This window comes from Streptomyces lasalocidi, from assembly GCF_005280215.1.
GTDB lineage: Bacteria > Actinomycetota > Actinomycetes > Streptomycetales > Streptomycetaceae > Streptomyces > Streptomyces longwoodensis.
This window is the reverse complement of the sequence record NZ_SZNQ01000001.1, coordinates 2,314,844-2,334,407: the sequence shown is the minus strand read 5'-3', so window position 1 is coordinate 2,334,407 and position 19,564 is coordinate 2,314,844. Positions and strand designations below refer to the sequence as shown.

The following is a 19,564-nucleotide window of genomic DNA, read 5'->3' as shown; positions in this document are numbered from 1 at the left end:
GGTCCGCGCGATGGGGGAGTTCATCGTCGAGGCCGACGGCGGGTCGCGGGGCAACCCGGGGCCCGCGGGCTTCGGCGCCGTGGTGATCGACGCGGCGACGGGGGAGACGCTCGTGGAGCGCGCCGAGTACCTCGGCGTCGTCACGAACAACGTCGCCGAGTACCGGGGCCTGCTCGCCGGGCTGCGCGCGGCGCACGACCTGGACCCGGCCGCCACGGTGCACGTCCGCATGGACTCCAAGCTCGTCGTCGAGCAGATGTCGGGCCGCTGGAAGATCAAGCACCCCGACATGAAGCCCCTCGCGGCGGAGGCGGCCCGGGTGTTCCCGCCCGGCCGCGTCACGTACGAGTGGATCCCGCGCGAACAGAACAAGGCGGCGGACCGGCTGGCCAACGAGGCGATGGACGCGGGGGTGTCGGGGGAGACGGGGTATTCGGCGCGGCGGGAGTCGGTGGGCGGCGGAGTGGCGGAGGCCGGGGGGTCGGTCGCCGATGGGGCTGCCGGTACCGGGGCCGGCGTGACGGCCGGGACGGCCGACGCCCACGCAGGCACCGACACCGACGCGGACGCCGCGGGCGGGACGGCCCGGGCCCACGCAGACACCGACGCCGACGCCGCGGGCGGGACGGCCGGGGCCGGGACGGCAAGGGCGAGCACGAACACCGCGGCCGGGACGGGCGGGGCCGCTGTCGACGTCACGGCCGCGCGGGGCAGGGCCGTGGCCGACGTCACGGCCGTGCCGGGCAAGGCCGCCGTCGACGTCACGGCCGGGACGGCCAAGGCGGCCGGGGCCGACGTGAAGGCCGCCAGGAGCGTGGCCGCTCCCAGCGCCGGCTGGGGTGCGCCCGACCTCGGCGCTCCGGCCACCTTCGTCCTGCTGCGCCACGGGGAGACCCCGCTGACCCCGCAGAAGCGCTTCTCGGGCAGCGGCGGCACCGACCCGGCCCTCTCCGCCGCGGGGCGCGAACAGGCCGAGCGGGCCGGCGCGGCGCTGGCCCGGCGCGGGACGATCCAGCACATCGTGTCGTCGCCCCTCGCCCGCACCCGCGAGACCGCCGCCATCGTCGCCGCCCACCTCGGTCTGGACGTCACGGTCGAGGACGGCCTGCGCGAGACCGACTTCGGCGCCTGGGAGGGCCTGACCTTCGCCGAGGTGCGCGAGCGCCACCCCGACGACCTGAACGCCTGGCTGGCCGACACCGGGGCCCGGCCCACCGGCGGGGGCGAGAGCTTCGCCGAGACCGCCGTGCGCATCGCCGCCGTGCGCGACGAGCTGACCGCGGCCCACGCCGGACGCACGGTGCTGCTCGTCACCCACGTCACGCCGATCAAGACGTTCGTGCGGCTCGCCCTCGGTGCCCCGCCGGAGTCCCTGTTCCGCATGGAACTCTCGGCGGCGTCCGTCTCGGCGATCGCCTACTACGCCGACGGCAACGCGAGCGTCCGCCTGCTCAACGACACGTCCCACCTGAGGGCGTGACGCCGGAGGCCGAGCCGGTCGGGACGGCGGGGGCGGCATGGGACGTGGTGCCGGCCGTGACGGCGTTCCGGAGCGCCGCCGCCTCCCGCGCCAGCCGCTCGACCCGCCCCCAGTCCCGCGCCGCCACCGCGTCCCCGGGCACCATCCAACTCCCGCCCACGCAGCCGACGTTGGGCAACGCCAGGTACTCCGGCGCGTTCGCGGGCCCGATCCCCCCGGTCGGGCAGAACCGGACCTGCGGCAACGGGCCGTACAACGACCGCAGATAGGCCGTACCGCCCGCCGCCTGCGCCGGGAAGAACTTCATCTCCCGCACCCCGCGCTCGAGCAGCGCCACCACCTCCGACGCGGTGGACACCCCGGGCAGGCACGGCAGCCCGGACGCCCGCATCGCGGACAGCAGCCCGTCCGTCCACCCGGGACTCACGAGGAAACGGGCCCCTGCGTCCACGGCGACGTCCACGTGCTCCGGCCCGAGCACCGTCCCGGCGCCCACCACGGCCCCCGGCACGCCCGCGCCGATCGCGCGGATCGCCTCCGGCGCGGCGGCCGTCCGCAACGTCACCTCGATCGCCGGCAGCCCCCCGGCCACCAGCGCCCGCGCCAGCGGTACAGCGTCGTCGGCGTCGTCCACCACGACGACGGGCAGCACGGGCGCGAGGTCCAGCACGGACACGGCACCGCCGGACGGCTGGGAGGGGGAGCGCGTGGAGGCAGGGGAGGGCAGGGAGGAGTCGGCCATGGCCTCATCCTGCCCACCACGTGCACTCTGCGCAAAGCCCATTGCGCATGCTGCAACGAGCGGGATGATCAGTGGCTAATCGGACCTCAATGGACCTCGTCCACCAGCACGTCGAGGGACCAGGCCACCCCCGCCTTGCCGGGCGCCTGCGCCTCCACCACGTAGCCGAGGTCCCGCAGCGCCTCCACCAGCTCGGCGGGGTGCGCCGGCGCGGCCCCGGCGGTCAGCAGGCTCCGTACGATCCGCCCCTTGGTCGCCTTGTTGAAGTGACTGACCACCTTCCGCGTCGGCGCGTGCAGCACCCGCACGGACGCCGTGCGCCCGGCCACCTCGCCCTTCGGCTTCCACGCCGCGGCGTACGCCGCCGACCGCAGGTCCAGCACCAGCCCGTCCCCGGCCGCCTCGGGCAGCACGGCCGCCATCGGCGCCCGCCAGTGCGCGCCCAGCGCCCCCAGCCCCGGCAGGCGTACACCCATCGAGCAGCGGTACGACGGGATGCGGTCCGTCACCCGGACCGCGCCCCACAGCCCGGAGAACACCAGCAGCCAGGAAGCGGCCCGGCGCTTGGCGGCGGCGTCCAGCGAGGCCAGGTCGAGGGCGTCGTACAGCACGCCGGTGTAGATCTGCCCGGCCGGCCGGGCGCCCGCGGTGCGCAGTCCGGCGTTCTTGGCCACCTCCCCGCGCAGCCCCTCGCTGAGCCCCAGCACCTCGCGCGCCTTCTCCTCGTCGGCGGAGCACAGCTCGACCAGCTCCTCCAGCACGGCGAGCCGCGCCCCGGTCAGCCCCGGCAGCGACAGCGACTCCGGCTTCAGCGGGGCGCCACGGCCGGAGGAGGCCTTGCCTTCGGAGGGCGGGAGCAGGACGAGCACGGGGGTATCTCCTAGCGGCTGTTGCTTTTGCTGAACCTGTTGCTGTTGCTGTTGCCGGCGTCGGCGCTGTTGTGGCGGTGTGACGGCCGGGACATCAGCGTACGGCGTGCCCCGTGACCGCCTCCCCCCGTACGCTCGGCACCATGCCCCGCCGCCCCCTCCGCGTGACCGGCGCCCCCGAGGCGCCCCTCAGGACCGCCCTCGCTGCGCTGCGCGCCAAGCTCTCCGTCCCCGAGGCCTTCCCGCCGGAGGTCCTGGCGGAGGCGGACCGCGCGGCCCGCGCCCCCGCCCTCCGGCACGCCGACGCCACCGACATCCCCTTCGTCACGGTCGACCCGCCCTCGTCCACGGACCTGGACCAGGCGCTGCACCTGTCCCGCCGCGGCACCGGCTACCGCGTCCACTACGCCATCGCCGACGTGGCCGCCTTCGTCACCCCGGGATCGGCGCTGGACGCGGAGGCCCACCGCAGGGTCACCACCCTGTACTTCCCGGACGGCAAGGTCCCGCTCCACCCGCCCGTGCTCGGCGAGGGCGCCGCGAGCCTGCTCCCGGACCAGGTGCGCCCGGCCGCGCTGTGGACGCTGGACCTGGACGCGGAGGGCCGTACGGTCGCCGCCGACGTACGCCGGGCGCTGATCCGCAGCCGGGCCAAGCTGGACTACGAGGGCGTCCAGAAGGCGATCGACACGGGCACGGCCGAGGAACCGCTGGCGCTCCTGCGCACGATCGGAAGGCTGCGCGAAGCCCTGGAAGCGGAACGGGGCGGCATCTCCCTGAACGTCCCCGAACAGGAAATAGTCCAGCACGACCACACCTACGAACTGACCTACCGCGCCCCGCTCCCCGCCGAGGGCTGGAACGCCCAGCTCTCCCTCCTGACCGGCATGGCGGCCGCCGACCTGATGCTGGCCCACGGCACGGGCGTCCTGCGCACCCTGCCCACCGCACCCGACGGCGCGGTGTCCCGCCTGCGGCGCGTGGCGCAGGCGCTGGAGATCGACTGGCCGCACCACGTGTCGTACGCGGACCTGATCCGCACCCTGGACCCGGACACCCCGCGCCACGCGGCGTTCCTCCAGGAGTGCACGACCCTGCTGCGCGGCGCCGGCTACACGGTGTTCCGCGACGGCGCCCTGCCCGCCCTGACGACCCACGCGGCGGTCGCGGCCCCGTACGCCCACTGCACGGCCCCCCTGCGCCGCCTGGCCGACCGCTACACGACGGAACTCTGCCTGGCGGCGACGGCGGCCGCCCCCGCACCGGAGTGGGTCCTGTCGGCCCTGGACCGCCTCCCCGCGGAGATGACGGAGGGAACCCGCAGGTCGAACACCCTGGAACGAGCGTGCCTTGACCTCCTGGAGGCGACGGTCCTGCAAGCCCACGTGGGCGAGACCTTCTCGGCAACGGTGATCGACATCTCGGACGACCACCCCACGAGGGGCACGGTCCACCTGGCGGCCCCGGCGGTGGTGGGCCGCGTGGACTCCCCGACCCCCTTGCCCCTGGGCACGACCCTGACGGTCCGCCTGACGGAGGCGGACCCCACGGGGCCGACGATCCGCTTCGTCCCGGCGTGATTCTTCACTGCTGACGACGGCGCTGACGGAACGCCTGTGCCACGATCGAGGGACAGGTTCTCGATCTCACGGACAGGTGATCAGCCGATGTCCCAGTCTGGCGGGCGACAGAAGGAGGGGCGTGACATGACTGCCGTGGCCCACGAGCCGCTCACGCAGGAAGACGTCCTGCTGGACGGCTTCCTCGCCCTGGACACCCCGGAGGGTTTCCGGGCGGAGCTGATCGAGGGGGAGATCGTAGTGACACCGCCGCCGGACGGGGATCACGAGGACTACATCGAGGTGATCGTCAGCCAGGTGTACCGGCTGTCGCGAACCGACATTCAGTTCTCCGGGAACAAGGGGCTGAAGCTGGCGAGCGGGGGCGCCTGTCCCAAGAACCACGTCATCCCGGACGGCACGTTCGCCCCCCGGCACCTGCGGCTCTACCGGGGCGCCGACCCCTGGATGCCCTGCGAGGGCGTCGCGATGGTTCTGGAGGTGACCTCCACCAAGCCGCAGGCCGACCGCGAGGCCAAACGCCGCTGCTACGCCCGCGGCGGCATCCCGCTCTATCTGCTGGTCGACCGAGAGGCGTCCTCGATCACGCTCTTCAGCGATCCGGGGAAGGACGACTACAGGGAACACTGCACCCGCCCCCTGGGCAAGCAGATCGCCCTGCCGCAGCCCTTCGCTTTCGACCTGGACACCTCCGACCTCCTCTGAGTCCGAAGGCGGGTCCGCGGCCCGGTACCATGGTCGGCACGGCAGACGAGCCGGGCGGGCGGCCGCGTGGAGTTCCCGCAAGGGGCTCCCCGAGGAACGTCCGGGCTCCACAGGGCAGGGTGGTGGCTAACGGCCACCCGGGGTGACCCGCGGGACAGTGCCACAGAAAGCAGACCGCCGGGGACCTCGGTCCTCGGTAAGGGTGAAACGGTGGTGTAAGAGACCACCAGTGCCCAGGGTGACCTGGGCAGCTAGGTAAACCCCACCCGGAGCAAGGTCAAGAGGGAGCGCCCCGGCGCTCCTGCGGGGACGTTCGAGGGCTGCCCGCCCGAGCCCCCGGGTAGACCGCACGAGGCCGGCGGCAACGCCGGCCCTAGATGGATGGCCGTCGCCGACGGGCCCGCGAGGACCCGCCGGAACAGAACCCGGCGTACAGCCCGACTCGTCTGCCTCTTCGTGCCGGACACCTCGAGGTGTCGTGGTCACGTGGGGGACAGCTTGGTGTCCTGCCACTCCCCAGGACTGTCGTGGATGTCTCGCAGCAGCTGCGCGAAGGGCACGAAGGAGCGGTACTTCATGGACCTCACCGCCGCATCGGACTCAAGGCCGCGCAGGCCCTTCACGCGACCGGCCAGTTCGAGCAGGTAGGCGTCGGTGTAGCCGTCCACGCTCTCGTCGGGCTCGTTGTCGTACAGCAGCTCGTGGTACTCCACGAACTTGCCCTCCTCCAGCGCGGCGCGCAGCGCGTTGACCGCCTTCTTCGACCCGGTGCCGCCGACCCGGCCGTCCAGGAAGGAGGCGAGGGTGTACTCGGTTCTGACGGAGCGCTGGAGCATCGCCTCCTGCAGCTGCGGACCACCGCCGGTGGTCTCCAACTCCTCGCAGTACGGGCAGCGGGGATCCTCGTACAGGTGCACCGTCACGGGCGTGTGGGGATCACCGACCGTGATGGTGGTGCCGTCCGCGCTGAGCCCTTCGGGCAGGTCCCGAGCGGTCGCGAAGTCGGGGCTGTACTGCGACTGCCGCTGCCCGCACCCGACCAGTACCAGCACCGCGGCCGCGCACACCACGGCCCACCTCCCCCTACGCGCCATGCGTCATCCCCTCCCCTGAGAACAGCGCGACCTTAGATCATCCGCAGGACGCCCGCGCCCCTTTACTCCGTGCCTCTGGGCGCACCGTGACCGAGCGACCGCCCCGCCACCCTCCCCACATGCCCCTCCAACACCCCCCGCGGCTCCGGTGTCAGCGTGCGCAGCGCCACCAGTGCCGTGATCACCACGTCGCACAGTTCCGCCTGTACGTCGTCCCACGTGTGGCTCGTGCCCTTGCGCGGGTTCTGGCCCGTCGCTCCGATCACCGCCTCCGCGACCTCGCCGACCTCCTCCGTCAGCTTCAGCATGCGCAGCAGCAGGCCCTCGCGGCCGCCCACCGGCTGGTCCTCCTCCAGCCACCTCCACAGGGCTTCCACGGTCGTCCACAAGTCGGGTGTAGGGGCCGGGGATTGTTGTTGTTCGGTCATGCGGGCAGCCTGCCATGGGCAGGGCGCCTCACTCCCCGAACAACACCTCCTGCTCCCCCTCCCGCTCCCGCCGCACCCGCCGCCCCCGCATCCCCACCACCGCCGTCGTCACCGCCGCCGTCACGCCCAGGGCCGCCGGGACCATCCAGCCGCGGTCGGCCACGTGGTGCAGGGCGTGGTCCAGGGACAGGCGGCCCGGGCCCGTCACCGCCAGGCCGGCCGCCGCCAGGCCCAGGCTCGCCGCGTACTCGTAGCCGCCCTCCTGGGCGAAGAAGCCGTTGGGCACGTGCACCGCCGCCGCCCCCGCCATCGCCCCGGCCGCCGCCGCGCCCGCCGCCGGGGTCGCCAGGCCCAGCGCCAGCAGCGCGCCGCCGCCCGTTTCCGCCAGGCCCGCCGCCGTCGCGCTCGCCCTGCCCGGGCGGTAGCCTACCGACTCCATGAACTGGCCCGTGCCCTCCAGGCCGTGCCCCCCGAACCAGCCGAACAGCTTCTGCGCCCCGTGCGCCACCAGCACCCCGCCCGTGCCCACCCGGAGCAGCAGCAGGCCCAGATCACGGCGGTTGTACAAGGTCATGGTGACTCCCTCTGCGTGCGCCCGCGTCAGCCCCCGGTCCCTCCACCGTCGCACCCCCACCACCCCCGCGCTCCGCCCGCACCGCCGTTCGGGTGACGCACCGCCCTTGCCCTCGCGCGCACTCCAACTCCTAGCGTGCCGCGCATGGAGAGCATCAACAGCACACGCCTGCTCGGCCGTTCCGGCATCACCGTCAGTGCCCTCGGCTTCGGCTGCTGGGCCATCGGCGGGGGGGGGGGGGGGGGCCGCCGACGGGCAGCCGCTGGGGTGGGGCGCGGTCGATGACGACGAGTCCGTACGGGCCGTCCGCCGCGCCCTCGACCTCGGCGTGACCTTCTTCGACACCGCCGACTGCTACGGCGCCGGCCACAGCGAACGCATCCTCGGCCGTGCCCTCGGCAAGCGACGCCACGACGTCGTGGTCGCCACCAAGTGGGGCAACCTCTTCGACGAGGACAGCCGTACGGCCACCGGGCAGGACGCCTCCGTCGAGCACGCCCGTGCCGCCCTCACCGCGTCCCTGACCCGCCTCGGCACGGATCACGTCGACCTCTACCAGTTCCACCTCTCCGACGCCGACCCCGTCCGCGCCGCCGAACTGCGCGACGCCTGCGAGGAGTTCGTTCGCGAGGGCCTCATCCGCGCCTACGCCTGGAGCACCGACGACCCCGCCCGCGCCGCCGTCTTCGCCGAGGGCGCCCACTGCGCCGCCGTCCAGCACGCCCTGAACGTCCTCCAGGACGCCCCCGCGATGCTGGCCCTGTGCGAGGCCGAGGGTCTCGCGAGCATCAACCGCAGCCCGCTCGCCATGGGTCTGCTCACCGGCAAGCGGCACGAACGGCTGGAGGACGGTGACATCCGCAGCCGGCCACCGGCCTGGCTGAAGGGCTTCCGTGACGGCTCCGGCGCCGACCCCGCCTGGCTCGTCCGCGTCGACGCGCTGCGCGACATCCTCACCAGCGACGGCCGGACGCCCGCCCAGGGCGCCCTCGCCTGGATCTGGGCCCGCAGCCCGCACGCCGTGCCCATCCCCGGCTTCCGCTCCGTCGCCCAGGCCGAGCAGAACGCCGGCGCCCTGGAGAAGGGGCCACTCACCGCCGCCCAACTGGCCGACGTCGACCGCGTCCTCGGACGCTGACGACGGAAAGACTCGAAATACGCCCCACCGTCGCCCCACCGTCGCCCCGCAACCGTCCCCGGCCGACGCCATGGCAGCCGCCCCGTGACCGGTGCTTCCCCCGCGTACTCTCCGCGAGGTCCACCCCCACCCGGCCCGGAGCGGCTGCCTCCCCCCTGGATATGGCGTGTGGAACCAAAGGGCTGCACAAGGTCTGCGGAAGCTTCGTGTTCCAACTGTGAAGTTCCCGTGCAGGAGAGTTGAGCATAAGTCCGTCATCGGCCGCAATGGGGCGGACGGATAAATTCCACTTGTGCAGGTTGAGGAGTTGACGAGCCGTGGGGCAACGAGACGCGCCGGGTTGCCCCCGCCGCGCCCGTCAACCCCGGCCCACGTACGGCATCGTCGTCGCCAGCACCGTCGCGAACTGCACGTTCGCCTCCAGCGGCAGCTCCGCCATGTGCCGTACCGTGCGCGCCACATCGGCCACGTCCATCACCGGCTCCGCCACGACCTCCCCGTTGGCCTGGAGCACGCCGGCGCTCATCCGGGCCGTCATGTCGGTGGCCGCGTTGCCGATGTCGATCTGCCCGACCGCGATGCGGTACGGCCGTCCGTCCAGCGAGAGGGACTTGGTCAGGCCGGTCAGCGCGTGCTTGGTCGCCGTGTAGGCCACCGAGTGCGGCCGCGGGGCGTGCGCGGAGACCGAGCCGTTGTTGATGATCCGCCCGCCCTGCGGCCGCTGCTCCTTCATCTGCCGGTAGGCCGCCTGCGCGCACAGGAACGCCCCGTTGAGGTTGGTGTCCACCACGTGCCGCCACGCGTCGTACGCCAGCTCCTCCACCGGCACCCCGCCCGGCCCGAACGTGCCCGCGTTGTTGAACAGCAGGTCCAGCCGCCCCCACCGCTCCCGCACGGCCGCGAACAGCGCGGCCACGTCCTCGGGTCGCGAGACGTCCGTCCGTACGACGAGCCGGTCCGCGTCCGGCACCAGCGCCGCCGTCTCCTCCAGCGGCTCGGTGCGGCGGCCGGCCAGCGCCACCGACCAGCCCGCCCGCAGCAGCTCCGCGGCCACCGCGCGGCCGATGCCCGAACCGGCGCCGGTGACCACCGCGATCGTGCCCTTGTCCTCAGTACCCGTGGCGTCCATGGGGCGGCAGCGTAGGCGACGTCCGCCATTCGGGACAGATCTGTCCGCCATCCGGGTTGCCGCGACGGGAACGGCGCGTGTCGTCCCCGGCCGTCGCCGGGGCTCCTCCCTCAACTGTCCGGGGAGGAAAGAATGACAATCGCAGCAATGCCGCCGCGGCGCGAGCCCGCCCGGCACCCGGCCACGTTCCGTGCCGCGGCCCGCCGGATCGGCCGGCGCCGCTTCCTGACCACCGGCGCCGCCGCCATGGCCCTCGCCTTCGCCGTGGACCTGCCCCGCACCGGTGTGGCCGCCGCCGCGGAGATGAACGCGGCGCGCATCGACTCCGACCCCTTCACCCTCGGCATCGCCTCCGGCGACCCCCAGCCCGGCTCGGTCGTGCTGTGGACCCGCCTCGCCCCGGCGCCGTACCAGCCCGACGGGGGACTGCCCGCCGAGCGGATCGACGTGGACTGGGAGGTGGCCCGCGACCCGGCGTTCGCCACCGTCGTCAGCCGGGGCACCGCCACCGCCCACCCCGAGTTCCACCACAGCGTGCACGTCGAGGTCGCCGGCCTCGACCCCGACCGCGTGCACTACTACCGCTTCCGCGCCGGCACCTGGCTCAGCGAGACCGGCCGCACCCGCACCGCACCCGAGCAGGGCGCCGTCGTCCCGTCGGTGCGCTTCGCCCTCACCGCCTGCCAGGCCTACCAGGACGGCTACTTCACCGCCTACCGCCACCTCGCCGAGGACGACGTCGCCTTCGTCCTCCACCTCGGCGACTACATCTACGAGTACGCGGTCGACGCCGTCGGCGGCGCCCGGAACTACACCGACCGCACCGTGCCGTCCCTGTACGACCGCGAGGCCGCCTCGCTGGAGGACTACCGGCTGCGCTACGCCCTCTACAAGTCCGACCCGGACCTGCGCGCCGCGCACGCCGCGCACCCCTTCGTCGTGGCCTTCGACGACCACGAGACCGAGAACAACTACGCCGGGTCGATCCCCGAGAACTCCGTCCCGCCGGAGGAGTTCCTGCTGCGCCGCGCCGCCGCCTACCGCGCCTACTGGGAGAACCAGCCGCTGCGCACCGCCCAGCAGTCCGTCGGCCCCGACCTCCAGCTGTACCGCAGGCTGCACTGGGGCCAGCTCGCCCAGTTCGACGTGCTGGACACCCGGCAGTACCGCTCGGACCAGGCGTACGGCGACGTGGCCCACATCCCCGGCCCCGAGTCCACCGACCCGGCCCGCACCATGACCGGCGCCACCCAGGAACGCTGGCTGCTCGACGGCTGGCGCTCCTCGCGCGCCGTGTGGAACGTCGTCCCGCAGCAGGTCACCTTCGCCCAGCGCAAGCTCGACCTGAACCCCGTCGCCAAGGTCTCCATGGACGCCTGGGACGGCTACCCGGCCGCCCGCCGCCGCATCCTCGACGGCGCCAAAGCGGCCGGCCTGGGCAACCTGATGGTGCTCAGCGGCGACGTGCACGTCGGCTACGCCTTCGACCTCAAGGACGACTTCGACGCCCCGTCCTCGCGCACCCTCGGCACCGAGATCGTCGCCACCTCGATCACCAGCGGCAAGGACGGCTCCCAGCGGCCGGGGAACTGGGACACGTACATGAGCGCCAACCCGCACCTGAAGTTCTACGACGGCCGCCGCGGCTACGCGACCGTCCAGCTGGGCCTGTCGCGGGCACGCGCCGACTTCAAGACCGTGCCGTACGTGACCCGGCCGGGCGCGGCGATCAGCACGGCCGCGTCGTTCGTCACCGAGGTCGGCAGGCAGGGGCTCACCCCGGCGTGACGCACCCCGGCAGCCTGGCACCGCGGCCCACCCGGGGCCGGTGCCGGTACCCGGTCAGGCGTCCGGGGCGCCGTCCCCGGCGGGCGGCCAGCCGTCGCCCCAGTCGGCGTCCCGGGCCGCCTTGTACAGGTCCCCGTGGCGCTTGGTCACCGTCGCCCGCCGCAGCCGCTCCTCGGTCTCGCACAGGTCGAGGAGCACCTGCCCCTTGCGGATCTGCGGCCGCCGGACCACCCGTGCGGGGACCGGCGTGACGGGGAAGCGGGCGGCCGCGACGTAGGCGAACTTCTCGTCCTCGTACGGCAGGGAGCCGCCCTTGACCCGGCGGTGCAGCGAGGAGCGGCTGACCCGCGCGGAGAAGTGGCACCAGTCCGTGCCCGGGGCGATGGGGCAGGCCGCGTCGTGCGGGCAGGGCGCGGCGACCCGGAAGCCGGCGGCGAGCAGCCGGTCGCGGGCCTCCAGCACGCGCGCGTAGCCGTCCGGGGTGCCCGGCTCTACGATCACCGCGGCCCCGGCGGCGGAGGCCACGGCACCCAGCAGTGCGGTGCGGTCGGCGGGGGACAGCTCGTTGAGGACGTAGGAGACGGTCACCAGGTCCGTGGGCGGCAGGGTGAGCGCGGCGCCGATGCGGGCGCGTTCCCAGCGGGCCCCCTCCAGCGCCGGGTTGGCGGCGGCGATCTCCCGGCCCAGCTCCAGCGCCGGCTCGGACCAGTCCAGGACCGTCACCGGGCGGGGGCCGGCCCAGGTCGCGGTCGCCGCCCAGGTGGCGGCGCCGGTCCCGCCGCCGACGTCGAGGTGATCCGCGGGGGTCCAGCCGGGGGCGGCCGCGGCGAGGGCGCCGAGGGCCGTGCGCACCGCCTCGAACGTGGCCGGCATGCGGTACGCGGCGTACGCGGCCACGTCGGCGCGGTCGCGCAGGATGGGGGCGTGGGTCGGGGTGGCCCCTCGGTACGTGGCGATGAGCCGGTCGACCGCCCGCGCCGCCTGGGACGGCGGGAGCCCGTCGAGCAGGCGGTCGAGTGCGGTACGGAGGTCGTCGTCCGAGGGCAGGTCGTTCACCCGCCGATTCTAGGCGTCGCCCGTCGACACCTCGGACACGGTCACTTCACCGCCCGGGCCAGGAGCGTGGCCGCCGCCGCCCGCGGGGCGCTGTCGGGGGCGCGGCGGCGCGGGTGGACCGTGGTGGCCAGCAGGACGAGGAACGTGTCCGTGACCGGGTCCAGCACCAGCGAGGTGCCGGTGAACCCGGTGTGGCCCGCCGCGCCCCGGCCCGCCAGCTCGCCCATGAACCACGGCTGGTCCACGGCGAAGCCCAGCCCCGGGGGCGCGAGCAGCAGGTCCACGAAGTCCGGGCCCAGGATGCGCGCGGGACCGTAGGCGCCGCCGCACAGCAGGGCCCGGCAGAACACCGCCAGGTCCCGCCCGGTGGAGAACAGCCCCGCGTGCCCGGCGACCCCGCCCAGCGCCCAGGCGTTCTCGTCGTGCACGACGCCCCGCAGCATGCCTCGGTCCGCCTTCGCCCACGGCCGCCGCTGGTCCTCGGTGGCGGCCGCGCCGGGGCAGGGGCCGAAGCGGGTCGCCGTCATGCCCAGCGGCCGGGTGATCCCCTCGTGGACCAGGACGTCCAGCGGCCGGCCGGTGAGCCGTTCCAGCAGCTGCTGGAGCAGCAGCATGTTCAGGTCCGAGTAGACGGGGACGCCCGGCTCGGACACCGGCGCCTCGGCGCGCAGCAGCGCCTGCCGCTCGGCGTCGTCGGCGCAGTCGTACAGCGGCAGCTCCGGCCGCAGCCCGGAGGTGTGCGTGAGCAGTTGACGGACCGTCAGGCCGTGCTTGGCCGCCGCGTGGAAGTCCGGCAGGTACGCGCCGATGCGCGCGTCGATGCCGAGCGTGCCCCGCTCGATCTGCTGCACCGCCGCCACCGAGGTGAACAGCTTGGTCAGCGACGCCAGGTCGAAGGGCGTGTCGACGGTCACCGGGACCCGGTCCCTGGGCGGCAGTTCGACACCGCGGTCCGCCTCCGGGTCGTGGCGCGCGTAGCGCACCGCCCAGCCCGCCGCCTCCTGCACGGCGATCACCGGGCCGCGCCCGGCGACCAGGACGGCGCCCGCCGCCCAGGGGCGCTCGCCCTCCGTGAGGTCGTGCACCGCGAGGGCGAGCGGACGCAGGCGTTCCGCGTCGAGGCCGGCCCTCTCCGGGGTGTCGACGCGCAGTCTCGGTGCGCTCAGCTGTCTGCTCCCTCCGCGCCCGTACGGGTGTTCCAGGGACGGCACATTCCCACGAAGCAGGCCACCGCCACCAGTGAAGCGGCCAGCTGGACGAGGGCCATCGGCACCGCCGTGTGCTCCCCGGCCACCCCGACCAGTGGCGAGGCCACCGCCCCGACCAGGAAGGACGCCGTGCCCAGCAGCGCGGACGCGGCCCCCGCGGAGTGCCGGGTGCGCACCAGGGCGAGCGTCTGCGCGTTGGGCAGCGTCAGGCCCATCGCCGACATCAGCACGAACAGCGCCGCCGCCACCGGGGCGAGCCCCACCGCGCCGAACACCCCGGCCGACATCAGCAGCAGCGCCGTCGACGCCAGCACCAGCAGCGCCAGACCGGTGGCCAGCACCCGCTCCAGCGGCACCCGGCCCACCAGCACCTTGCCGTTGAGCTGGCCGGCCGCCACCAGCCCCACCGAGTTCAGCCCGAACAGCAGGCTGAACGTCTGCGGCGAGGCGCCGTAGATCTCCTGCACCACGAACGGCGAGGCGGAGATGTACGCGAACAGCGCGGCGAAGGCGAAGCCGCCGCTCAGCATGTACCCGGCGAACGGCAGGTCGGCCAGCAGCCCGCGCATCGAGCGCAGCGCCTGCCCGATCCCGCCCGCGTGCCGGGCGGCCGGCTCCAGGGTCTCCGGCAGCCGCGCCCACACCAGCACGCCCAGCAGCGCCCCGACCACCGTCAGCACGACGAACACGCCCCGCCAGTCCGTCACCCGCAGCACCTGCCCGCCGATCAGCGGCGCCACGACGGGCGCCACCCCGGCGATCAGCATCAGCGTGGAGAAGAAGCGGGCCATCGCCACACCGTCGTACACGTCCCGCGCCATGGCCCGCGCGATGACGATGCCGGCCGAGCCCGCCAGGCCCTGCGCCAGCCGCAGCACCACCAGCAGCTCCACGTCCGGGGCCGCCGCGCACAGGGCCGTGGCGACGACGTAGACCGCCAGCCCCGCCAGCAGCGGGCGGCGCCGGCCCCACCGGTCGCTCATCGGGCCCACCACCAGCTGCCCCAGCGCCATCCCGGCCAGGCACGCGGTCAGCGTGAGCTGCACCGTCGCGGCCGGCGCGTGCAGGGTGCGGGAGACCTCGGGCAGCGCCGGGAGGTACATGTCCATCGACAGCGCCGGGATCGCGGTCAGTCCGCCCAGCACCAGGGTCACCAGCAGTCCGGTGCCCCGCCCCGGACGCACGGCCGGCGCGGTTCCCCGCGCCGCGTCCGGTGCGCCGCCGGTGACCGCCGGCTCCGGTATCGCCCCGCCCTCGGGCATGTGGCCCCTCCCTCTCCGACACGTGCGGCACCTATGCTCTCAGCTCGTACGGACAGCTGGGACGGTTGCGAGGGCGGGCGGGCATGACGACGGACAGCGTGCGGTGGGGAATCCTGGCGACGGGCGGGATAGCCGCCGCCTTCACGGCGGACCTGATCGACCTGCCGGACGCCGAGGTGGTGGCGGTCGCCTCGCGCAGCGAGGCCTCGGCGCGGGCGTTCGGCGAGCGCTTCGGCATCCCGCGCGCGTACGGCGACTGGGCCTCCCTCGCCAAGGACGCGGACATCGATGTCGTCTACGTCGCCACCCCGCACGCCGCCCACCGGGCCGCCGCGGGGCTGTGCCTGGAGGCCGGGCGCAACGTGCTGTGCGAGAAGCCGTTCACGCTGAACGTCCGCGAGGCCGGGGAACTCGTCGACCTCGCGCGGCGCGAGGGCCGCTTCCTGATGGAGGCGATGTGGATGTACTGCAACCCCATGGTCCGCCGCCTGAAGCAGCTCGTCGACGACGGCGCGATCGGCGAGGTGCGCACCGTGCAGGCCGACTTCGGCCTCGAGGGCCCCTTCCCGGCCGCGCACCGGCTGCGCGACCCCGCCCAGGGCGGCGGCGCGCTGCTCGACCTCGGCGTGTACCCGGTGTCGTTCGCCCAGCTGCTGCTCGGCGAGCCGGCCGGGATCGCCGCGCAGGCCGTGCTCTCCGACGAGGGCGTCGACCTCCAGACCGGCGCCGTCCTGTCCTGGGACTCCGGGGCGCTCGCCGCGCTGCACTGCTCCATCGACGGCGGCACCGGCACGAGCGCGTCGGTCACCGGGACGCGCGGGCGGATCGACCTGCCCGCCGGCTTCTTCCACCCCGAGCGGTTCGTGCTGCACCGCACCGGGCGCGAGCCGGAGGAGTTCGTGGCGGACCCGGCCGACGGCCCCCGCACGACGATGCGGCACGAGGCGCGCGAGGTGATGCGGGCGGTCCGGGCGGGGGAGACCGAGTCACCGCTGGTCCCGCTGGACGGCACCCTCGCGGTGATGCGCACCCTGGACACCGTCCGCGAGCGGATCGGGGTGCGCTACCCGGCCGAGGAGGCGTGACGCGGGGGCCGGCCGGGGGCGCGGTAGCGTCGGGTCATGGTCAAGCGTCCCGACGCCCGTCGCCGCAGTGAGAAGTCCCGCCGCGCCATCTACGACGCCGCGCTCTCCCTGGTCGGCGACGTCGGGTACCCGAGGACGACGGTCGAGGGGATCGCCGCCCGGGCCGGGGTCGGCAAGCAGACCATCTACCGCTGGTGGCCGTCCAAGGCGGACGTGCTGCTGGAGGCATTCCTCGACCTGGGGGAGCGGGTCGCCGAGGAGGCGGGACAGCAGCCGTACCGGATCCCCGACACCGGTGACCTCGCCGCCGACCTCAAGGCGGTGCTGCGGGCCACGGTCGACGAACTCCTCGACCCCCGCTTCGAGGCGCCCTCGCGCGCCCTGGCCGCCGAGGGGCTGGTGAACGAGCAGCTGGGGCGCGAGTTCGTGGCCAAGCTCCTGGAGCCGCAGCTCCAGCTGTACGTCGAGCGGCTGCGCTCCGCCCAGGAGGCGGGCCAGGTCCGCGCCGAGGTCGATCCGCGCATCGCCCTGGAGCTGTTCGTCTCCCCGCTCGCCCAGCGCTGGCTCCAGCACACCGGTGAGATCTCCCACACCTACACCGACACCCTGGTCGACTACGCGCTGCACGGACTCGCCCCCCGCTGACGCGCCCGCCCCCGCCCCCCCATGAGCCGGGCGGAGTACCCGGTGACCGGTGTGCGCCCCCGCGTGCTCTCGTCCCACCTGCCCGGACGCGGCCCCCCGGTCCCCCGGAGCGCGCGAAGGTGGGACCATGGGGCATGTTGTCCACGACAGCGAGGCGAGGGGACGGATGAGCGCGGAGTTCGGTGGCCGGACCGGCCTGCGGGGCAGGATCTCCCAGTGGCTGCGCGGGAGCGGCCCGGAGGAAGCCGCCGGCGACGGCGGCCGTGAGGCCCTGCTGCTCGCCGCCGCCGGAGCGGGACTGCCGCTCGCGCCCGCCGCGCACCCCGCCGCCGGCTACCGGTGCTCCTGCGACCGCGTGGGCTGTCCCACCCCCGCCCGGCACCCGGTGTCCTTCGCCTGGCAGACGCAGTCCACCACCGACCGCGCCCAGGTCGAGCGCTGGGCCCGCACCGAGCCGCAGGCCAACTTCATCACCGCGACCGGCATGACCCACGACGTCCTGGACGTCCCCGTGGAGGCCGGCCGCGAGGCCCTGGAGCGGCTGCTGGACTCCGGCGTGGAGGCCGGCCCGGTCGCCGAGAGCGACGACGGCCGCATGTACTTCTTCACCCTCACCCGCGGCACGCCCGAGGACGAGGACGAGTGGTGGCCCTGCGAGCTGGACTGCCACCCCGAGACCATGGACGAGCACCCCGGCCTGCGCTGGCACTGCCGGGGCTCCTACGTCCTGGTGCCGCCCTCCCGCCTCCCCGGCGACGACGGGCAGTCGGTGCACTGGGTGCGGGGCCCGGAACACCCCCTGCCCGAGCCGCTGACCCTGCTGGAGTCCCTCACGGACGCCTGCGCCAAGTACGCGGGACAGGACCGGTCGTCCTCCCCGTGGCCCCTGCGCCACTGAGGCACCGGGCCCACGGGAGGCGGTCCGGCATCACTCGCCCTTCGCGGAGGTCAGCCCCTCGACCCGGGCCAGCACCGAGACGCGGCCGCCCGCGCCCGCCGGGTCCACGGCCACCTGGTTGGCCACGAACTCCATCGTCAGCGTCTGCTTGATCTCGCCCGTGGTCAGCGCCCGCACGTTCGCGTTCGGCGCCGGCACGCTCGCGCCCTGCGCCGCCGTCTGCTTCACGAAGTGGTGCGAGCTGAAGAACACCAGCGCGCCCCCGTCCGCCGTGCGCAGCGCCACCGGCGCGTAGTCGCCGTCGGTCAGCGGCTCGTCGACGTACTGCGTGGCGAGCCCGGGCCGGCTCGCGTTCTTCTGCCGCTGCTCGCGCAGCGCGCTGGTGTTGCCGCCGTCCGCGAAGGAACTCCCGCCGCCCCGCAGGTAGTCGGTGTAGCCCTTGCTGAGGGTCCCGGGCGCGGCGGCGAGCCCGCTCGCGTCGGCCGGGACTGCCTCGGCCCAGCCGTCCCCGTCCTTCTCGAACTCCGGCAGCGCGCCGGGCGCGACGAGCGTGAGGTAGGTGGCCTGCCACCGCTCGGCGACGTCGTGGCGCTGGAACACCATCAGCCAGCGGGCCGAACCGCCCTTGTTGGCCCGGGCGTCGGCGACGAACCAGCGCGGCCAGCCGGCCTTCTTCGGGATCGTGTACCGCACGTCCGACAGCGCCAGCGGGGTGTGCTGCGGATTGCCCCCGGGGTGGTTGACGTGCCCCGCCTTCAGCCGGGCCGCGTCGATCACCTTGAGCGGCCCGGCGGTGTACGCGGCGTCGAGGGACGCGTCGTAGGCGGCGTCGGCCTTGTTGTACGCGGCGGTGAACTCCTCGACCGCGCGGGCCGCTTCACCGCGCGTGCTGGTCGGGATCACCTCGCGCTCCCCGTGGACGACCACGCAGCCGCTCGCGGTCAGCGAGACGGCGGTCAGCGAGGCCGCCAGGAGGGCGCCGCGGTCACGCCTGCTGGGCCCTGGACGGCCGGTCCTCGGGCCGCGCTCCCTGGTCATCCGGTGCGTCATCCGGTGTCTTCACCTTCCCCTTCCCGGAGGCGAACCCTACCGGGGCGAGGAACAGGGCGAGCGTCGGGACCAGGTACAGCAGCCACACCGTGACCTGGAGGACCGTCGGGTCGGCCTGGAAGTTGAACACGCCCTTGAGCAGCGTGCCGTACCAGCTGTCCGGCGGGATCGCCCCGGTGATGTCGAAGGCCTGGTCCGTCAGCCCGGGCAGCCAGTCGGCCTCCTGAAGGTCGTGGAAGCCGTAGGCGAGGACGCCCGCCGCGACGACGACCAGCATGCCGCCGGTCCAGGTGAAGAACTTCGCCAGGTTGATGCGCAGCGCGCCGCGGTAGAACAGCCAGCCGAGGAGCACCGCGGTGGCCAGGCCCAGCGCCGCGCCGAGCAGCGGGCGGGGGGTGCCGTCGCCGGCCGCGTGCACGGACGTCCAGATGAACAGGGCGGTCTCCAGGCCCTCCCGGCCCACCGCGAGGAACGCCGTCGCCACCAGCGCGCCCGTGCCCATGGCGAGGGCCGCGTCCAGCTTGCCGTGCAGCTCGGCCTTCAGGTGCCGGGCGGTGCGCCGCATCCAGAACACCATCCACGTCACCAGGCCGACGGAGATGATCGACAGGGAGCCGCCGAGCGCCTCCTGCGCCTCGAACGTCAGCTCCTGGGAGCCGAACTCCAGGGCGCAGCCGAAGGCCAGCGCGATCACCACCGCCGTGCCGACGCCGAGCCAGATCGGCTTCAGGGCGTCCCGGCGGCCGGTCTTGACCAGGTAGGCGATGAGGATGCAGACGACGAGGCTGGCCTCCAGGCCCTCGCGCAGTCCGATCAGGTAGTTGGAGAACACG

Annotated in this window: 18 protein-coding genes, 1 other RNA gene and 1 pseudogene; 9 read left to right on the top strand and 11 right to left on the bottom strand. The window is 74.3% G+C overall.

Annotation, left to right across the window (positions count from 1 at the left end; translation table 11 throughout):
- Positions 1 to 10: 10 nt before the first annotated feature.
- Positions 11 to 1,480 (top strand): bifunctional RNase H/acid phosphatase, encoded by a 1,470-nt coding sequence (locus E4U91_RS10460; protein WP_137306597.1) that lies wholly within the window; start codon positions 11 to 13, stop codon positions 1,478 to 1,480.
- Here E4U91_RS10460 and eda read toward each other — a convergent pair.
- Together eda and yaaA are read right to left on the bottom strand one after the other, a co-directional pair.
- A complete protein-coding gene (gene eda, locus E4U91_RS10455; protein ID WP_137306596.1) occupies positions 1,452 to 2,222 on the bottom strand; it encodes a bifunctional 4-hydroxy-2-oxoglutarate aldolase/2-dehydro-3-deoxy-phosphogluconate aldolase in 771 nt (256 codons plus the stop codon). The two genes, E4U91_RS10460 and eda, sit on opposite strands and share 29 nt — an antisense overlap.
- Positions 2,223 to 2,308: 86 nt before the next feature.
- Positions 2,309 to 3,091: a peroxide stress protein YaaA gene (yaaA, locus tag E4U91_RS10450; protein WP_137306595.1), complete on the bottom strand. Its 783-nt coding sequence runs from the start codon at positions 3,089 to 3,091 to the stop codon at positions 2,309 to 2,311.
- Positions 3,092 to 3,234: 143 nt separating this feature from the next.
- Here yaaA and E4U91_RS10445 point away from each other — a divergent pair, with 143 nt between their 5' ends.
- The 3 genes from E4U91_RS10445 (at position 3,235) to rnpB (ending at position 5,825) form a co-directional block, all read left to right on the top strand.
- Positions 3,235 to 4,671 (top strand): RNB domain-containing ribonuclease, encoded by a 1,437-nt coding sequence (locus E4U91_RS10445; RefSeq protein WP_137306594.1) that lies wholly within the window; start codon positions 3,235 to 3,237, stop codon positions 4,669 to 4,671.
- 126 nt (positions 4,672 to 4,797) lie between these two features.
- Positions 4,798 to 5,376, top strand: a complete 579-nt coding sequence (locus E4U91_RS10440) for a Uma2 family endonuclease (protein WP_137306593.1) — start codon at positions 4,798 to 4,800, stop codon at positions 5,374 to 5,376.
- Between the two features lie 46 nt (positions 5,377 to 5,422).
- An RNA gene (gene rnpB, locus E4U91_RS10435) (RNase P RNA component class A) lies at positions 5,423 to 5,825 on the top strand.
- A gap of 33 nt (positions 5,826 to 5,858) precedes the next feature.
- Here the strand turns inward: rnpB and E4U91_RS10430 are convergent.
- The 3 genes from E4U91_RS10430 to E4U91_RS10420 form a co-directional block, all read right to left on the bottom strand.
- Positions 5,859 to 6,470 carry a DsbA family protein gene (locus tag E4U91_RS10430; protein WP_137306592.1) on the bottom strand — a complete coding sequence of 204 codons (612 nt, stop codon included), beginning with the start codon at positions 6,468 to 6,470 and terminating at the stop codon, positions 5,859 to 5,861.
- Between the two features lie 62 nt (positions 6,471 to 6,532).
- Positions 6,533 to 6,898: a MazG-like family protein gene (locus E4U91_RS10425; protein ID WP_137306591.1), complete on the bottom strand. Its 366-nt coding sequence runs from the start codon at positions 6,896 to 6,898 to the stop codon at positions 6,533 to 6,535.
- A gap of 28 nt (positions 6,899 to 6,926) precedes the next feature.
- Positions 6,927 to 7,472 carry a DoxX family protein gene (locus E4U91_RS10420; RefSeq protein WP_067231429.1) on the bottom strand — a complete coding sequence of 182 codons (546 nt, stop codon included), beginning with the start codon at positions 7,470 to 7,472 and terminating at the stop codon, positions 6,927 to 6,929.
- A gap of 144 nt (positions 7,473 to 7,616) precedes the next feature.
- Here E4U91_RS10420 and E4U91_RS10415 point away from each other — a divergent pair.
- Positions 7,617 to 8,610: pseudogene (locus E4U91_RS10415) on the top strand (aldo/keto reductase).
- A 358-nt stretch (positions 8,611 to 8,968) separates the two neighbouring features.
- Here the strand turns inward: E4U91_RS10415 and E4U91_RS10410 are convergent.
- Positions 8,969 to 9,739: an SDR family oxidoreductase gene (locus tag E4U91_RS10410; protein ID WP_137306590.1), complete on the bottom strand. Its 771-nt coding sequence runs from the start codon at positions 9,737 to 9,739 to the stop codon at positions 8,969 to 8,971.
- 132 nt (positions 9,740 to 9,871) lie between these two features.
- On the opposite strand from E4U91_RS10410, the gene E4U91_RS10405 reads away from it, so the two are divergent.
- Positions 9,872 to 11,527 (top strand): alkaline phosphatase D family protein, encoded by a 1,656-nt coding sequence (locus E4U91_RS10405; protein ID WP_241678546.1) that lies wholly within the window; start codon positions 9,872 to 9,874, stop codon positions 11,525 to 11,527.
- A 54-nt stretch (positions 11,528 to 11,581) separates the two neighbouring features.
- On the opposite strand, the gene E4U91_RS10400 is transcribed toward E4U91_RS10405, so the two are convergent.
- From E4U91_RS10400 to E4U91_RS10390, 3 genes are read right to left on the bottom strand one after another with little or no spacing between them, the layout of a single operon-like run.
- Complete coding sequence (locus tag E4U91_RS10400) at positions 11,582 to 12,583, bottom strand: small ribosomal subunit Rsm22 family protein (RefSeq protein ID WP_137306589.1); 1,002 nt, start codon at positions 12,581 to 12,583, stop codon at positions 11,582 to 11,584.
- Between the two features lie 41 nt (positions 12,584 to 12,624).
- Positions 12,625 to 13,794, bottom strand: a complete 1,170-nt coding sequence (locus tag E4U91_RS10395) for a serine hydrolase domain-containing protein (RefSeq protein ID WP_137306588.1) — start codon at positions 13,792 to 13,794, stop codon at positions 12,625 to 12,627.
- Positions 13,746 to 15,053: a multidrug effflux MFS transporter gene (locus tag E4U91_RS10390; protein WP_137306587.1), complete on the bottom strand. Its 1,308-nt coding sequence runs from the start codon at positions 15,051 to 15,053 to the stop codon at positions 13,746 to 13,748. The genes E4U91_RS10395 and E4U91_RS10390 overlap by 49 nt, the downstream gene beginning before the upstream one ends.
- 83 nt (positions 15,054 to 15,136) lie before the next feature.
- Here E4U91_RS10390 and E4U91_RS10385 point away from each other — a divergent pair, with 83 nt between their 5' ends.
- The 3 genes from E4U91_RS10385 to E4U91_RS10375 all read left to right on the top strand — a co-directional run bounded on the left by E4U91_RS10385 (position 15,137) and on the right by E4U91_RS10375 (position 17,681).
- On the top strand, positions 15,137 to 16,138 hold the full coding sequence (locus tag E4U91_RS10385; protein WP_137306586.1) for a Gfo/Idh/MocA family protein: 1,002 nt from the start codon (positions 15,137 to 15,139) through the stop codon (positions 16,136 to 16,138).
- 36 nt (positions 16,139 to 16,174) lie between these two features.
- Complete coding sequence (locus E4U91_RS10380; RefSeq protein ID WP_137306585.1) at positions 16,175 to 16,783, top strand: TetR/AcrR family transcriptional regulator; 609 nt, start codon at positions 16,175 to 16,177, stop codon at positions 16,781 to 16,783.
- A gap of 166 nt (positions 16,784 to 16,949) precedes the next feature.
- Positions 16,950 to 17,681, top strand: a complete 732-nt coding sequence (locus E4U91_RS10375; protein ID WP_137310756.1) for a bifunctional DNA primase/polymerase — start codon at positions 16,950 to 16,952, stop codon at positions 17,679 to 17,681.
- A 30-nt stretch (positions 17,682 to 17,711) separates the two neighbouring features.
- Here E4U91_RS10375 and E4U91_RS10370 read toward each other — a convergent pair whose 3' ends face one another.
- Entirely contained in the window at positions 17,712 to 18,719 is a 1,008-nt protein-coding gene (locus E4U91_RS10370; protein ID WP_137310755.1) for an SCO2278 family lipoprotein, read from the bottom strand.
- Entirely contained in the window at positions 18,667 to 19,563 is an 897-nt protein-coding gene (gene efeU, locus E4U91_RS10365; RefSeq protein ID WP_137306584.1) for an iron uptake transporter permease EfeU, read from the bottom strand. The genes E4U91_RS10370 and efeU overlap by 53 nt, the downstream gene beginning before the upstream one ends.
- Position 19,564 lies beyond the last annotated feature (1 nt).

Coding starts and splice junctions, on each gene's coding strand:
- E4U91_RS10460 (WP_137306597.1), top strand. CDS start 11: ATGGGGGAGTTCATCGTCGAGGCCGACGGCGGGTCGCGGGGCAACCCG.
- eda (WP_137306596.1), bottom strand. CDS start 2,222: ATGGCCGACTCCTCCCTGCCCTCCCCTGCCTCCACGCGCTCCCCCTCC.
- E4U91_RS10445 (WP_137306594.1), top strand. CDS start 3,235: ATGCCCCGCCGCCCCCTCCGCGTGACCGGCGCCCCCGAGGCGCCCCTC.
- E4U91_RS10440 (WP_137306593.1), top strand. CDS start 4,798: ATGACTGCCGTGGCCCACGAGCCGCTCACGCAGGAAGACGTCCTGCTG.
- E4U91_RS10430 (WP_137306592.1), bottom strand. CDS start 6,470: ATGGCGCGTAGGGGGAGGTGGGCCGTGGTGTGCGCGGCCGCGGTGCTG.
- E4U91_RS10425 (WP_137306591.1), bottom strand. CDS start 6,898: ATGACCGAACAACAACAATCCCCGGCCCCTACACCCGACTTGTGGACG.
- E4U91_RS10420 (WP_067231429.1), bottom strand. CDS start 7,472: ATGACCTTGTACAACCGCCGTGATCTGGGCCTGCTGCTGCTCCGGGTG.
- E4U91_RS10410 (WP_137306590.1), bottom strand. CDS start 9,739: ATGGACGCCACGGGTACTGAGGACAAGGGCACGATCGCGGTGGTCACC.
- E4U91_RS10405 (WP_241678546.1), top strand. CDS start 9,872: ATGACAATCGCAGCAATGCCGCCGCGGCGCGAGCCCGCCCGGCACCCG.
- E4U91_RS10390 (WP_137306587.1), bottom strand. CDS start 15,053: ATGCCCGAGGGCGGGGCGATACCGGAGCCGGCGGTCACCGGCGGCGCA.
- E4U91_RS10385 (WP_137306586.1), top strand. CDS start 15,137: ATGACGACGGACAGCGTGCGGTGGGGAATCCTGGCGACGGGCGGGATA.
- E4U91_RS10380 (WP_137306585.1), top strand. CDS start 16,175: ATGGTCAAGCGTCCCGACGCCCGTCGCCGCAGTGAGAAGTCCCGCCGC.
- E4U91_RS10375 (WP_137310756.1), top strand. CDS start 16,950: ATGAGCGCGGAGTTCGGTGGCCGGACCGGCCTGCGGGGCAGGATCTCC.
- E4U91_RS10370 (WP_137310755.1), bottom strand. CDS start 18,719: ATGACCAGGGAGCGCGGCCCGAGGACCGGCCGTCCAGGGCCCAGCAGG.